This is a genomic window from Salegentibacter salinarum, assembly GCF_900168115.1.
Classification (GTDB): Bacteria; Bacteroidota; Bacteroidia; order Flavobacteriales; family Flavobacteriaceae; genus Salegentibacter; species Salegentibacter salinarum.
Genome location: NZ_FUZC01000007.1, coordinates 185766 through 199811 on the forward strand (window position 1 = coordinate 185766; position 14046 = coordinate 199811).

14 protein-coding genes are annotated in these 14046 nt (G+C 37.2%); 1 reads left to right on the forward strand and 13 read right to left on the reverse strand.

Annotation, left to right across the window (positions count from 1 at the left end; translation table 11 throughout):
• Positions 1-40 precede the first annotated feature (40 nt).
• The 4 genes from B5X53_RS10500 to B5X53_RS10515 all read right to left on the reverse strand — a co-directional run bounded on the left by B5X53_RS10500 (position 41) and on the right by B5X53_RS10515 (position 3494).
• The gene (locus tag B5X53_RS10500) at positions 41-931 is read right to left on the reverse strand and encodes a cation diffusion facilitator family transporter (protein WP_079713184.1); all 891 of its coding nucleotides are present in this window, start codon (positions 929-931) and stop codon (positions 41-43) included.
• 81 nt (positions 932-1012) lie between these two features.
• The gene (locus B5X53_RS10505; RefSeq protein WP_079713185.1) at positions 1013-1843 is read right to left on the reverse strand and encodes a DUF1853 family protein; all 831 of its coding nucleotides are present in this window, start codon (positions 1841-1843) and stop codon (positions 1013-1015) included.
• Positions 1844-1886: 43 nt separating this feature from the next.
• The gene (locus B5X53_RS10510; protein WP_079713186.1) at positions 1887-2954 is read right to left on the reverse strand and encodes an AI-2E family transporter; all 1068 of its coding nucleotides are present in this window, start codon (positions 2952-2954) and stop codon (positions 1887-1889) included.
• A 75-nt stretch (positions 2955-3029) separates the two neighbouring features.
• Positions 3030-3494, reverse strand: coding sequence for an SRPBCC family protein (locus tag B5X53_RS10515; protein ID WP_079713187.1), 465 nt, complete (start codon positions 3492-3494; stop codon positions 3030-3032).
• A gap of 292 nt (positions 3495-3786) precedes the next feature.
• Here B5X53_RS10515 and hemN point away from each other — a divergent pair, with 292 nt between their 5' ends.
• Positions 3787-5142 (forward strand): oxygen-independent coproporphyrinogen III oxidase, encoded by a 1356-nt coding sequence (gene hemN / locus B5X53_RS10520; RefSeq protein ID WP_079713188.1) that lies wholly within the window; start codon positions 3787-3789, stop codon positions 5140-5142.
• A 96-nt stretch (positions 5143-5238) separates the two neighbouring features.
• Here hemN and B5X53_RS19465 read toward each other — a convergent pair whose 3' ends face one another.
• The 9 genes from B5X53_RS19465 to B5X53_RS10565 all read right to left on the reverse strand — a co-directional run bounded on the left by B5X53_RS19465 (position 5239) and on the right by B5X53_RS10565 (position 13971).
• A complete protein-coding gene (locus B5X53_RS19465; protein ID WP_262507281.1) occupies positions 5239-5373 on the reverse strand; it encodes a hypothetical protein in 135 nt (44 codons plus the stop codon).
• A gap of 15 nt (positions 5374-5388) precedes the next feature.
• Positions 5389-6090 (reverse strand): sulfite exporter TauE/SafE family protein, encoded by a 702-nt coding sequence (locus B5X53_RS10530; RefSeq protein WP_079713190.1) that lies wholly within the window; start codon positions 6088-6090, stop codon positions 5389-5391.
• Complete coding sequence (locus B5X53_RS10535; protein WP_079713191.1) at positions 6091-6537, reverse strand: FixH family protein; 447 nt, start codon at positions 6535-6537, stop codon at positions 6091-6093. It lies immediately after the preceding gene.
• 66 nt (positions 6538-6603) lie between these two features.
• Complete coding sequence (ccoG, locus tag B5X53_RS10540) at positions 6604-8019, reverse strand: cytochrome c oxidase accessory protein CcoG (RefSeq protein WP_079713192.1); 1416 nt, start codon at positions 8017-8019, stop codon at positions 6604-6606.
• 24 nt (positions 8020-8043) lie between these two features.
• Positions 8044-8925, reverse strand: coding sequence for a cbb3-type cytochrome c oxidase N-terminal domain-containing protein (locus B5X53_RS10545; protein WP_079713193.1), 882 nt, complete (start codon positions 8923-8925; stop codon positions 8044-8046).
• On the reverse strand, positions 8922-9110 hold the full coding sequence (locus B5X53_RS10550) for a cytochrome C oxidase subunit IV (protein ID WP_079713194.1): 189 nt from the start codon (positions 9108-9110) through the stop codon (positions 8922-8924). Before B5X53_RS10550 ends, B5X53_RS10545 begins: the two co-directional genes overlap by 4 nt.
• Positions 9111-9112: 2 nt before the next feature.
• The gene (gene ccoN / locus B5X53_RS10555; RefSeq protein WP_079713195.1) at positions 9113-11314 is read right to left on the reverse strand and encodes a cytochrome-c oxidase, cbb3-type subunit I; all 2202 of its coding nucleotides are present in this window, start codon (positions 11312-11314) and stop codon (positions 9113-9115) included.
• 2 nt (positions 11315-11316) lie between these two features.
• On the reverse strand, positions 11317-11511 hold the full coding sequence (gene ccoS / locus B5X53_RS10560) for a cbb3-type cytochrome oxidase assembly protein CcoS (RefSeq protein WP_075326798.1): 195 nt from the start codon (positions 11509-11511) through the stop codon (positions 11317-11319).
• Positions 11512-11571: 60 nt separating this feature from the next.
• Entirely contained in the window at positions 11572-13971 is a 2400-nt protein-coding gene (locus tag B5X53_RS10565) for a heavy metal translocating P-type ATPase (RefSeq protein ID WP_079713196.1), read from the reverse strand.
• Between the last annotated feature and the right edge of the window lie 75 nt (positions 13972-14046).

Below are 14046 nucleotides of genomic sequence, written 5' to 3' on the forward strand. Positions count from 1 at the left end.
AGGGGTTTAGCAGGGCTTTAACGCTAATCTTAAGAAGATGTCAAGAAACAGGTTTAGCAAAATCATCAGGTTCAACGTGAATTAGTACGTCATAAATTTCGGGGAAGTGGGCCAGGAGTTCGTTTTTTACATTGTGGGCAATATCGTGACCTTCTTTTACGCTAATTTCAGCATTTACGGTTATATGAAGGTCTACGTGGTAGGTCATTCCTGTTTTTCTTACGTAACATTTTTCGGTATCTAAAACTCCGGGAACCCGGCCAGAAATTTCTCTAATATCACCAATCATATCATCGTACATATGCTCGTCCATAACTTCGCCAAGCGCGGGCCGTAAAATAAGATAGGCATTATATAAAATGAAACCGGATGCAAAAAGCGCAGCCCAATCATCGGCTGTTTCGTAACCTTTTCCCATAAAAAGTGCGATAGAAATTCCTATAAAAGCCATTAAAGAAGTAATGGCATCGCTGCGATGGTGCCAGGCATCAGCCTTTAGTGAGGTGCTTTTTGTTTCATCTCCTTTTTTAGAAACTTTTCTATAGAAATATTCCTTAATAATTATAATTACGGCAAGTACGATAAGCGTATAAGGCTCGGGAACTTTATGCGGAGTTCTAATGTGTTGTATACTTTCGTAAGCGATCACGGTGGCCGACACCACTAAAAATCCCACTACGGCAAATGTCATTAAGGGTTCGGCCTTGCCGTGGCCATAGGGATGATTTTTATCTGGAGGGCGACTCGAATATTTAAGCCCTAATAATACTAAAAACGACGAAAAAACATCGGTGGTAGATTCAATGGCATCGGCGATTAAGGCGTAAGAATTCCCAAAAACCCCGGTTATAAATTTCGCAATAGCCAATAAAGCATTTCCTATAATGCTAAGCCAGGAGGCCTTTATTGCTTCATTGGTGTTTTGATCCATTGGGTGTGTGGTTCAGACTGCAAATTTAATGGGAATAATATTATTCTCTGGGAATTAACCAGTGTTTCTTAAAAATCGTTTCTACCACCAAACGACAAAAAGCCGTTCAAATTTATGGCCGGGTTTTTTTACCCAGATTAATGGTGCTTTTTTTCTTTGGAATGAATTTTCAATTTTAGTAATTATATCTGAATGATTTACCCAGTTTTCACCGTGTTCCGGTAACATTGGCCAGTCTTGCTTTCTAGGGGCGTAAAACTGAAAATCGCGATATTCAGCTGAAATAAAATCTTTAAGATGAAGCCATATCCCCGCGACACAATCATTATTGATTTCCTGGAACTGTTTATCCTGAAGATGTTTGGGCACAAATAAACTGGCTTTAAAACAGGTTTGCTGAAGTATTTCTTCCGCTTTTAATCCTAATGAATTTAATAGGTCTTTGGTGTCAGGTTTATAAAGTAAGGGAAACTGCTTTTCTCTTAGCTTTTCAGTTTTTTGCAATAAAGTATCGCGGCGGTTGGGGCCTATCCAGCGCTTCATTTCTGTTGAAAAAGAAGGATCGTAAACATAAAATTTATAAACCATTTCAATATGAAAGACCTGCCGGGTAATTAAGTCTTCAAGCAGAAAATCGAGCTCTCCCAGGGTGATTTTATTGCGACTTATTTGCATATTTTCAGCCAACAATTTATAATTCAGGTTTTTTCTAATTATCCATTCAAAGAATCTTTCTACCCGCTTTCCCATTACAAAATTGGATGCAAGTGAAGGTAAATCTTCGGTGATGGGTTGCTTTAAAGGTTCTTCGATTTCAGGAAGTAAAAATTGATCTATCTTCAGAAATGAGTTCGTCCAAAGTGGAGGGGTTTTTAAAAATCCTTCAAATTGCTTAGCTGCACGATTTTGCATTCATATTATTTAGAGACCCGAAATAGTTTTGGAAGATTTAAATCTAATCTTTCTCCTCATCTGTGCTCAATAGATATCCAAAAGGCTCTAAGGCAGGAACGTGATTAAAGACTACATTTAAAATTCCCAAAACCGGAATTGCCAGAATCATTCCCATAACACCCCAAATCATATTTCCCAAAATTATTGCCAGGATCACGAAAAACGGATGAATATCTACCTTATCTCCTACAATAAAGGGCTCTAAAACATAACTTTCAATAAATTGAACGAGGGTAAAAGTGAGGATTACCCCAATTAAAATACTGGTTTCACCTTGTGTAAGGTAACCAAATATCAGGGCCAGTCCCATCCCGATAATATTTCCTATAAAAGGTATAAGAGTAAGGAAGGAAGCTATTACTGCAATTAAAATATAATTATTCACACCTGAAATTCCCAGGCCTATGCTGTAAAGAATGGAAAGTATTATAATTAAGATTAATTTCCCTCTTAAATAAAACTGGGCCACGCGCGCAGTTTCATCAATAATTTGTTTGACTTGCTTTTTTCGCTGATTTGAGAATAGTTTGAGAATAAATATTTTAAAGCGTCTTCGGTAATTAAGTAGGAAAAATATATAAATAAAAGTGAGTAAGTAATTACTTAAAAAACTGGTTACAGAATTAAGAAAATTAAAAGCCTGTTGCCCTGAATTTCCTCCAGAAGTGAGCATACTTTTTATATCATTTTCCTTTTTATATTCTTCCAGATCTTCGCTGCTTAAAGCTGTATGTTCGTAAGCATAGCTTTGCAGCTGTTCAATTTTTGGAGTCATGGTTTCTTTAATTTTATCCCAATCATCTACAAAATTTTTAATTTGGAATGAGAGTAAAATAAAGACTCCAAAAGAAAACAGGAGTAATAATACTGTACTTAAGAGCGATGAAAACAGCCGGTTTAGCTTGCCTTCCATAAGATTAGCCAATGGAATAAGCAGCAGGGCGAGAATTATGGCAGTTACTAAAGGAGCAAGAAAGCCTTTGGCGTCAACCAGTCCTGTGAATAGAAAATAAGCCCCTACTATTAATGCCACAAGCGGGTAGAGCAATGTTTTTTGTGCCGAATTCATTTAAAGTTGGTTTAAAACTTTGAAGGTAGAAAAAGAAATTTAATTTTTATATTCTTCATTAAAATGAAATACATTTTAGTTATAAACCGGCACATTCTCCTTTTCTACAAGATTTTTTAACGACTCCAGGTTTTCTTCCCAACCCGATTCACAATCAGAATAAAATTGATCTGCTTCAGATTTATTAGGGAAACCGGAATGCTCTAATTTTAAGACACAATATTTAGTTTCACAGTGAATTCTAAATTTCACTTTAAATTTTGACTTAAATGGTAAATATTCATTGTCGGCTAAATAAATATAGTCACTTAAAGTAAGTTTTACGTGCGGTTTAAATTCTGAAATAGTAGCAGCAGCAATATAGTCGGCTTTATCAGGATTTTCTCCCCAGCTTAAAGCAAAAACACCATTTTCATCAGGAACCACAATGGCTTGAGAAGCGCCCCACCATTCTTTAATTAAATTTGGAGTTACGAGCGCTTTAAATACTTTACTTCCATTTTCGTTAATTCGAATTTCCTTATTGATTTTTCGGGACATATATTTGATTTTTAAATTAAACAGTGAAGCCGATAAAATTTCTCTCTTGAAAAGATATAAATGCGAATATTAAAAATTACCCACTTCCATTTGTTTATTTATTTAAATTTAAGAAAAATTAACAAGTTATATTATATAAATCGTAATTATTAATTCTGAAAAATAAGGATTTCGCTTTTCTAGTATTGAAACCGGATGAAAAGGCAAATTAGTTGATTTTTTATACAGAACCTGATCTTACTCATATCAAATAAGCCATGTGTATTTTATTTTTGTAAAAATCTATTGCTTTATGTCTTCTAATTTTATTAGTAAATACAACGTTCCGGGGCCTCGATACACCAGTTACCCAACGGTGCCATATTGGGACGATAATACATTTTCTACCAGTGCCTGGAAAAGCAGTTTAAAACGCAGCTTCAAAGGGAATAGGGAAATTAGTCTTTATATACACCTTCCGTTTTGTGAGAGCCTTTGTACTTTTTGTGGCTGTAATAAGCGAATTACCAAAAAACACTCGGTTGAAACTCCGTATATAGAAACCGTATTGCGGGAATGGGATCTTTACCTGGAAGTGCTGGAAGAGAAACCAATTATTAGGGAAGTGCATCTTGGTGGTGGTACACCAACTTTTTTTGCTCCAGAGAATCTGAAACTTTTACTTAATATGCTATTTCGTAAAGCAGAAAGAGATTGTAAAGCAGAATTAAGTTTTGAGGGGCATCCTAATAATACGACCAAAGAACATTTAAAAGTCCTGGCAGAACTTGGTTTTAGACGAGTAAGTTACGGTGTACAGGATTATAGTGAGAAAGTTCAAAAAGCGATACATAGAATTCAACCTTTTCAGAATGTGAAGAATGCCACCGAGCACGCCCGGGAAGCCGGTTTTACTTCGGTAGGGCATGATATTATTTTTGGTTTGCCATTTCAAACTAAAGATGATATTATTGATACTATAGAAAAGACAAAGCAATTAATGCCAGATCGAATTGCGTTTTACAGTTATGCGCACGTACCATGGATAAAAGGAAACGGGCAGCGTGGCTTTAAAGATTCTGATCTTCCCGGGGGTGATGAAAAACGCGAAATGTACGAAACCGGGAAAAAAATGCTGGAAGATGCAGGGTATATAGAAATAGGAATGGATCATTTTGCCCTTAAAACCGATTCTCTTTATAAAGCGGTAGAAAATAAAACATTGCACAGGAATTTTATGGGCTACACCACTTCTTCTGGTGCATCTATGATTGGCTTGGGAGTTTCAGCAATTAGTGACAGCTGGTACGGCTTTGCCCAAAATGAAAAATCCGTTGAAACTTACCAGGAGCTTATTGCCAACGGAATAATTCCGGTTTTCAGAGGGCATATTTTAAATGAAGAAGATCTTGTGATAAGAAAACACATTCTTAATTTAATGTGTCGCCTGGAAACCAGCTGGGCAGCACCCGAAGATTATTTTGAAGAATTACCCGACGTACTTATTAAATTAAGAGAAATGGAAGCAGACGGCCTCGTTATTTTTTCTGAAAAAGGATTAACCATTCCCGAAAAGGGAAGACCTTTTGTTCGTAATATTTGTATGGCTTTCGATTTAAGAATGCAGGCACAGAAACCAAATACGCAATTATTTTCTATGACAGTTTAATTTTAGTTTGAAAGTAGGAATGCAAAATAGTCCGTTTGGAAATTCCCAGACGGACTATTTTATTTTTATGGGGATTATTTTTTCCAAATTCAGTTTTTATTCTTTGTCATTTCCGCTGCCTATCATATTTAAAACAATAAGCACCAAACCGGCACAAACAACAACAAACATAGCGATTAGGAATGTTCCCAGTTCCCAATTTACCAACGCAAGAGTTTCAAATAAGTTCATAACAAGTGTTTTAGGTTAATGGCAGCTTTGCGCTGCTGTAATTTCCGGAGTTATTTCCATAGGGGAGAGGTATGGAATTCCGAGTCCCATTCCTCTAAGTATAAACAGCAATCCCATTATTACCACAAACACAGGAACCGCTTTTCTAATTTTTGATCTAAGATTAAGGTTAATAAAATTCCCCAAGTAAATTGCGGCAGTCATTAAAGGCACCGTTCCCAGGCCAAAAAGTGCCATATACAAACTGCCTTCTAAAGCTGTTCCCGAAGCTATAGCTCCAAAAACTGCCATATAAACGAGTCCGCAGGGAAGAAATCCATTTAAAAATCCAATGGTATAAAAAGTATCGGGTGATTTTTGTTTTAGCTGTTTACCCAGGTTACTTTTTACTTTTGAAACAATTTTGAAAATTAATTTTGAACCGTTGTAGTCACTGAATTTTTTATACGGAATAAGGATCACTACAATCATTAAAACTCCCACTAAAATTGAAAGTTGCTGCTGAAGCCCAAATAGTCTGAAACTTTTGCCAAGTAGGCCAAATAAAATTCCAATGAGGGCATAAGAACTTATTCGTCCAAAATGATAAAGAGAAATCTGGCCTAATTTTTTAAAGCTATTTTTATGATCTACCGGCAATAAAAAGGCAATAGGACCGCACATTCCCACGCAATGAAAACTTCCTAAAAGTCCGAATATTAATGCCGAAATCCACATTTAGTAAACTATTTCATTTTTATATAAATAGGGAGTTTCTTCATATTCCCAGTGAATATTGATATTCCAACGCCCATTAACCAGGTTTTTATCAGAAATAAAAATTTGATGTGAGGTTAATTCAAGCGGGATATTAAAATCAAGTTCAGCATCAGAAGGGCGATAAAAATTTAAATTTCCTGAAATTTTAGAAAGTTCCAGGTTTTTAGGAAATTCTACGATCCACCCATCTTTTACTCGGCGATCACTAATATTTTCTTCCAGGGAAAATGCATTATTTTCTGCATCAATTTCCTCCTGGTAATGCAATTCCTTTTGGTAGTATTCTTCAGTTACCAAATCGTGGTCAAACTTGGTATCAGTGAGCATATTAATCACTAAATACATTATGAAAGTGATAAAAAGTGCCATTCCAATCACAATTCCTGTTCCCCAGTTTATTTTCATCTTTTTCTGTATTTACTTGATATTCGAGATTTAATATTTCGAGGCTTAGCTCGATATTGATTATTTTTAATTAAAACTACGTGGCCCCATAAACATCGTACTGGTTGTTTCTATTAACCTGCCACCGCTGTAAACCCCAATTTTTAGTTTTTCCTTTTCGTCTTCCAATACTGCTGTATGAATTTCAATAAAGAGGGTTCCTTCAGTTAATTCCTGTCCCGGCACGGTAATATTTGAAGTCTTTACAGGTTTTATTTCTCCTTTATGAGACAATAATCTAAATTCAATATCTTCAAAATCGGCTGTAGTTTTATTTACCAGTTTATAGGTAAAAACATTGCTCACTATGTTATCGGCTTTTCGTTCGTATAACTGGCCGGGCAATCTTAAAATTCTCGCTTCCACTTCACTCCTTATAAATAACATCCCAACCAAAACTGCGGTTAAAATTCCTAAAACAATACTGTAGCCTTTTAACCGGGGCGTGAACTTGAATTTTGCTTTCTTTTCAATATTTTCTTCGCTGGCATACCTGATTAAGCCTTTTGGAAGATCTACGGCTTCCATCATACTATCGCAGGCATCTATACAAGCCGTACAGTTTATACATTCCAACTGCGTTCCGTTCCTAATATCTATTCCCGTAGGACAAACCTGCACGCATTGGAAACAATCTATACAATCACCTTTTCCAGTTTCTACACGGCTTTCATTTTTCTTGAATTTCGCCCTTCCTTTTTCTTTTTCACCGCGTTTGTGATCGTAGGCTACTACTATGGATTTATTATCCAGAAGTACGCCCTGAAGTCTACCGTAAGGGCAGGCTATTACACAAACCTGTTCTCTAAACCAGGCAAAAACAAAATAGAATACCGCAGTGAAAATCAATAAGGAAATAAAAGTGCTTAAATGATTAAGTGGGCCATCGGTTACGTATTGTATTAAACGGTCACTTCCAATTAAATAAGCAAGGAAAACATTGGCAATTAGAAAAGAGATTACAAAGAACAAAAACCATTTTAAAGAACGTTTTCTAATTTTTTCTGCATCCCATTTTTGTTTTTCCAGGCGCATTTGTTTTCCGCGATCGCCTTCAATCCAGTATTCAATTCTGCGGAAAACCATTTCCATAAAAATGGTCTGGGGGCAAAACCAACCACAAAAAATCCTACCAAATGCTACGGTAAAGAGGATGATAAAGACCACCCCAATTACCATCATAATTACAAAAATGTGAAAATCCTGTGGCCAGAAAGGAAACCCGAAAATATTGAAACGCCTTTCCAGGATATTGAACATCATAAATTGATTGCCGTTTATTTTTACAAACGGAGCGGCAAAAAGTAAAATGAGCAATACATAGCTTACATATTTTCTATACTCATAAAATCTTCCTGAAGGTTTCTTCGGAAAAACCCACAGTCTTTTACCCCTGTCGTCTGCAGTGGCAATACTATCCCTGAATTCTTCCTTATTTTCCAAAACTTTTCCTTCTTAAGATTTAATTTATTCGGTTTCTCCTTCCCAAACTTCTCCTTCAGGTGCTTTTGCATCTGGCGGATTGGTACCCTGCAGGCTTAATACATAGCTGGATACCTGGGCAATTTCCTGAGCATTTAATTCAGATTTCCAGGCCACCATTCCTTTTCCGTCACGGCCTCCTTCAGAAACTGTTTGAAAAACATTGCTAATTCCACCTCCAAGAATCCAATGATCATCGGTAAGGTTAGGACCAATAGCACCACCACCATCGGCACGATGACAGGCCATACAGCTTGCCATATAAATGGATTCCCCCGCTTCTAAATCGGCAGCATCAGTTAACAACTCTACAGAAGAGGCGTCAATGAGATCTGGATTTGCAGCTTTGTAGGCTTCAATTTCTTCTTCGGCTACGGCAACAGAGGCCAGGTATTCTTCTGTTTGGTTTTCCCCATCAAAAATGTGGTAGTAAGCCATATACACAAAAGCAAATACAATACTCACGTAAAACCCATAAAGCCACCAGGCGGGAAGATCGTTGTCCAGTTCTTTTATACCATCGTAATTGTGATCTAAAAGAATTTCTTCTTCTTTCTCTACAGGCTGTTGATTTAGCATTTTCTTATAGAACTTCTTTAAGCCTATAAATTGCTTATCAGATTTCTCAATTTTCAACTTGGTGTAATGTTGCTGGGCTTCAGAATTCATGCTTTTAAAAACCATATTTTCTAAAGCTGCTATAGAAATTTCTATGGCTACAGCAATCACGAGAACTACACCTAAAACCCACCAAATAACCGGGTATTCTTCAATTGCCCACCCGCTTTCGGTTTCTATGGTTAATTCTATTAAAACCAGGGCAAGAATCAAAAACCCAAGAATTCTTAAATATCCTACTGTTTTCATAATTCTTCGGTTTCGGGGTTAATATCCAAGGGTAATTTGCTTACCTCTTCTATATCTTTCTTTTTTGCGGTAATTACCCACAGGAAAAGCACTACAAAAAAGATGAAGAAAATGAGCAGGGAAATTAACGGGTAGATCATTACCCCGTCTATACTTTCCATGTGGCCTTTTACGAATTTAAACATGCTTAGTTGGTTTTAGTGGTTGATACTTCTGAATCTTTCGCATTAATGTCGGTTCCCAGGCGCTGTAAATAAGCAATTAGCGCTACAATTTCGCGGTTTCGCATTTCTACGAATTCGGTACCGTTTTGTTCTGCAAATTCTTTCTCAGCTTCATAAGTTTTCACAAAATCTGGATCTGCATAGAGGTTTTTCTCAATTTGAGTTCCCTGTTCTGCCATCCATTGCTGGGCGTTTTCTATTTCCTCTAAAGTGTAGGGTACGCCAAGTTTACTAAGAGCTCTCAATTTAGCTTCGGTATCACTTTTATCCAGCTCGTCTGTAATTATCCATTTGTAAGATGGCATAATAGAACCTGAAGAAGTGCTCTGCGGATCGTACATATGGTTAAGGTGCCAGTTATCGGAATATTTACCGCCTACCCGCATAAGGTCGGGGCCGGTACGCTTACTTCCCCATAGGAAAGGATAATCGTATGCATATTCCCCCGCTTTAGAGTATTCCCCATAACGTTCTACTTCACTTCTAAAAGGCCTGATCATTTGTGAGTGACAACCCACACAACCTTCCCGGATATAAATATCCCGACCTTCAAGTTCTAACGGAGTGTATGGTTTTACACTGGAAATTACCGGTACATATTCATCTACCATCAACGAAGGAACAATTTGTACCACCCCACCAATTAAAATGGCGATGGTAGCGAAAATGGTAAGTTTTACCGGTCTTCTTTCTAACCAAGAGTGATAAGCTTCGCCTTTGGTTCTTTTCCTTGTTACTTTTTGTAAAGGAGCGGCTTCAGCTAACTCATCTTCAACTGCGCTTCCCTGTCTAACAGTTTGTATAATATTATAAAGTAAAATGAATGCACCAACTATGTATAAACTACCACCAATAGCACGCATCCAGTACATTGGCATAATAGAAGTAACCGTTTCCAGGAAATTTCCGTAGGTAAGGGTTCCGTCTGGATTAAATTGTTTCCACATAGAAGCCTGTACAAATCCGGCAACGTACATTGGTAAGGTGTAAATAATAATTCCTAATGTACCAATCCAGAAGTGGGCATTGGCTAATTTTATAGAGTACAGTTTTGTTTTAAATAACCTTGGCACTAGCCAGTAAACCATACCAAAAGTTAAGAAACCGTTCCAGGCTAGAGCCCCAACGTGCACGTGTGCAATAATCCAGTCGCTAAAATGCGCAATAGCATTTACATTTTTAAGCGATAGCATTGGTCCTTCAAAAGTTGCCATCCCGTAACCGGTGATAGCTACGACAAAAAATTTAAGAACAGGATCTGTACGTACTTTATCCCAGGCACCACGCAGGGTTAAGAGTCCGTTGATCATTCCTCCCCAGGATGGGAACAATAACATAACAGAAAATGCAACTCCTAGGTTTTGCGCCCAATCGGGTAAAGTTGAATATAATAAGTGGTGTGGTCCCGCCCAGATGTAAATAAAGATCAAGGACCAAAAGTGAATAATAGAAAGTCTATAAGAATAAACCGGCCTGTTTGCCGCCTTCGGAACAAAATAATACATCAAACCTAAGAAAGGTGTAGTTAGGAAGAATGCTACCGCATTATGCCCGTACCACCACTGTACCAAGGCATCCTGAACTCCGGAATAAATCGAGTAACTTTTAAATGCTGAAACGGGAATTTCAATATTATTTACAATATGAAGCACGGCAACAGTTACAAAAGTGGCGAGGTAGAACCAAATCGCAACATATAAGTGACGCTGCCTTCTCTTTATCATGGTACCAATAAGGTTGGCACCAAAAGCAACCCAAACTAAAGTAATGGCAATATCTATAGGCCATTCTAGTTCCGCATATTCTTTAGAACTGGTAAAACCCATTGGAAGGGTAATAGCGGCTGCTACAATAATTGCCTGCCAACCCCAAAAGTTGAAATTACTCAAGAAATCACTCCACATTCGGGCCTTGAGTAGGCGCTGGGTAGAGTAGTAAACCCCTGCAAAAATGGCGTTCCCAACAAAAGCGAAAATCACCGCGTTAGTATGTAATGGTCTTAAACGGCCAAAACTTAACCACGGAATTCCGTCGGTTATATCGGGAAATATAAACATAAAGGCCAGCAGTAGCCCAACACTCATACCCACTATACCCCAGAACAGGGTAGCCATAGTAAACTTTTTTACGATTTTATTATCGTAATGAAACTGTTCTACTTCCATAGTTAATTAGATTTCTTGTTTTTGGTGGAATTGGATTTATCTGATTTTTCTTTAACTAGTTCATCATCAAAAAGCATCCTTACCGATGGTGTATAGACATCGTCATACTGTCCCTTTTTTACTGAAAAGATGAAGGCGACAAAGAAAATGAGGGCTACTAAAACACTTAAGGCAAGTAAGAGGTAAATGATGTTCATCTAGAATGAATTATTTTCAACAAACTTAAAGCGGTGTTAAAATTTAAAATATGATCGAAATCAGGTTTTGGTCAATACAGGTTTTAATTTTTTCCCTGCCAGGTTTGTTGCAAGGGTTGTAAAGGCCACGATACTAATAGAACTTAGTGGCATTAAAATAGCTGCGATTACCGGCATTAAATTTCCGGTTACGGCAAATGCAAGACCTACTAAATTATAACAAAGACTTAGCGCGAAACTCCACTTAATGATTTTCATCCCTTTTTCTGAAAGATTAAAATATTCACTCAACCTGTTGAGATTTGAAGCTTCCAGGATTCCATCGCAGGCCGGTGAGAACACATTTATATTTTCGGAAACTGCGATCCCTACATCACTTTGTGCAAGTGCGCCCGCATCATTAAGTCCGTCGCCAATCATCATCACCGATTTCCCTTCTTCCTGGAGCTTTTTTATGAAATTGAGCTTATCATCAGGTTTTTGATTGAAGTAAAACTTAGTATTCAAGGGCAGCATATTTTCCAGCCTCTCCTTTTCACCATCATTATCTCCAGAAAGGATAAAGAGCTTCTTGTTTTCTCCTAATTCTTTGAACAAATCCGCAAGACCTTCACGGTAGGAATTCTTAAAAACGTAGCAACCTTTATATTCTTCATTACTACTAATATGAACCGCTGTTTTGTTGAGTTCTTTGGTTTCAGTTTCCCTAACAAAAGAAGAGGAACCAATTTTCATTTTACTACCATTACTGCCGGAGCTGATTCCTTTTCCGGTATGTTCATTAAATTCATCTAAACTCAGAATATTATTCTTATCCAGTATCTGGTAGAGTTGCCGGCTAAGTGGATGTCCTGATGCTCTTAAACTGCTACTAAGCAATTGTTCTTCTTCTGCATTAAGTTTTAAACCTTCGTAGAAAACTTCGGTTGTTTTATTGGAAGTTATAGTGCCGGTTTTATCAAAAACAAGACAATCTATTTTCGCGATTTGTTCTATCACCACGGCGTCTTTTAAGTAGAATTTATTTCTTCCGTAGATGCGCAGCAAATTGCCAAGTGTAAACGGTGTAGCTAATGCAATAGCACAGGGACAGGCGATGATTAGAACTGCTGTAAATACATTTAGCGCTATAGAAGGATCGTAAATCAACCAGAAAAGCGTTGATAAAAATGCAATACTCAAAACCCCGGCGGTAAAGCGTTTGCTTATTTGATTGATTAAACTTTGGAATTGTCCTTTCCTGTCTTTTTTGAAGACTTCATTGCTCCAAAGTTTGGTTAAATAACTCTGGTCTATGGCTTTTATAGCTTCAATTTCCAGGATTCCGCCTTGTTGGCGGCCACCTGCGTAAAGCGTTTCACCAGATTCTTTTTTAACCGCTTCTGCCTCCCCGGTTACAAAACTGTAATCGATATTAGCCTTGCCTTTCATTAAGACCGAATCTATAGGAATTAACTCCCCGTTTCTTATCAAAATTCGGTCACCGGGTTGTATGTGGTAAACCTGAACCTGTTCTTCTATAACTTCTTTTGAAGTATTAATTTTTAATCTCGTTACCGCCATTGGGAAATAAGATTTGTAATCCCGCTCAAACGATAAATAGGAATAGGTTTTTTGCTGAAAGAATTTCCCAAGTAATAAAAAGAAAATAAGGCCCGTAAGGCTATCAAAAAAGCCGGTGCCGAGATCAAGGAGAATTTCGGTAGTACTTCTAATAAAAAGTACTGCAATTCCCAGTGCTATAGGAACATCAATATTCAAAATTTTTGCTCGTAAACCTTTGTAAGCTGAAACAAAATAACCGGAGCCTGAATAGAAAACTACTGGAAGAGAAAAAGCAAACATCAACCACCTGAATAAATGTTTGAATTGCTCCAGCCAGAACTCTTTTACTTCAAAATATTCAGGGAAAGAGAGAAACATTACATTACCAAATGCAAAACCGGCAACGCCTAATTTATAAATTAAGCTTCGGTTTACACTGTGGTCCTTTTCATCGTAATCTTTCAGGGAAATATAGGGTTCGTAACCAATTCTGCTAAGAAGATACACAAGCTCTTTTAAACTTATTTTTTCCGAAGAAAAACTAATACGAACGGTTTTCTTAGGAAAATCTACCTGGGCCGATTTTACTCCCGTGTTCAATTTTCCAAGATTCTCCAGCACCCAAATACAAGAGCTGCAATGCATAGAGGGAATAAGAAAATTAACTATTTGGTTATTGTTTTCATTGAACTCCAGCAGTTTTTCAGTTATTTCCTCGTTATCAAGAAAATCGAACTTTCCTTCTGAAGCACCGGGAGAAATTCCCGGTTTTTCCTGAATATCATAATAAAAGGTAAGGTCACTTTCATTCAGAATTTCAAAAACTGTTTTGCAACCTGTGCAACAGAAATCCTTTTCCTGAAAAACTATGTGATCTTCCTTACATTCTTCCCCGCAGTGAAAACAGCTGTTCATTCTTAAGTAATTTAACCGCAAATTTTTAGAAAATTTGACTCAGGTAATATGATGGAAATCAGCTTTAGGATTAAT

Bases quoted from the DNA above. Each gene is read 5' to 3' on its own strand.
- B5X53_RS10500 (WP_079713184.1), bottom strand. From the start codon at position 931: ATGGATCAAAACACCAATGAAGCAATAAAGGCCTCCTGGCTTAGCATT.
- B5X53_RS10505 (WP_079713185.1), bottom strand. From the start codon at position 1,843: ATGCAAAATCGTGCAGCTAAGCAATTTGAAGGATTTTTAAAAACCCCT.
- B5X53_RS10510 (WP_079713186.1), bottom strand. From the start codon at position 2,954: ATGAATTCGGCACAAAAAACATTGCTCTACCCGCTTGTGGCATTAATA.
- B5X53_RS10515 (WP_079713187.1), bottom strand. From the start codon at position 3,494: ATGTCCCGAAAAATCAATAAGGAAATTCGAATTAACGAAAATGGAAGT.
- hemN (WP_079713188.1), top strand. From the start codon at position 3,787: ATGTCTTCTAATTTTATTAGTAAATACAACGTTCCGGGGCCTCGATAC.
- B5X53_RS19465 (WP_262507281.1), bottom strand. From the start codon at position 5,373: ATGAACTTATTTGAAACTCTTGCGTTGGTAAATTGGGAACTGGGAACA.
- B5X53_RS10530 (WP_079713190.1), bottom strand. From the start codon at position 6,090: ATGTGGATTTCGGCATTAATATTCGGACTTTTAGGAAGTTTTCATTGC.
- B5X53_RS10535 (WP_079713191.1), bottom strand. From the start codon at position 6,537: ATGAAAATAAACTGGGGAACAGGAATTGTGATTGGAATGGCACTTTTT.
- B5X53_RS10545 (WP_079713193.1), bottom strand. From the start codon at position 8,925: ATGAAAACAGTAGGATATTTAAGAATTCTTGGGTTTTTGATTCTTGCC.
- B5X53_RS10550 (WP_079713194.1), bottom strand. From the start codon at position 9,110: ATGTTTAAATTCGTAAAAGGCCACATGGAAAGTATAGACGGGGTAATG.
- ccoN (WP_079713195.1), bottom strand. From the start codon at position 11,314: ATGGAAGTAGAACAGTTTCATTACGATAATAAAATCGTAAAAAAGTTT.
- ccoS (WP_075326798.1), bottom strand. From the start codon at position 11,511: ATGAACATCATTTACCTCTTACTTGCCTTAAGTGTTTTAGTAGCCCTC.
- B5X53_RS10565 (WP_079713196.1), bottom strand. From the start codon at position 13,971: ATGAACAGCTGTTTTCACTGCGGGGAAGAATGTAAGGAAGATCACATA.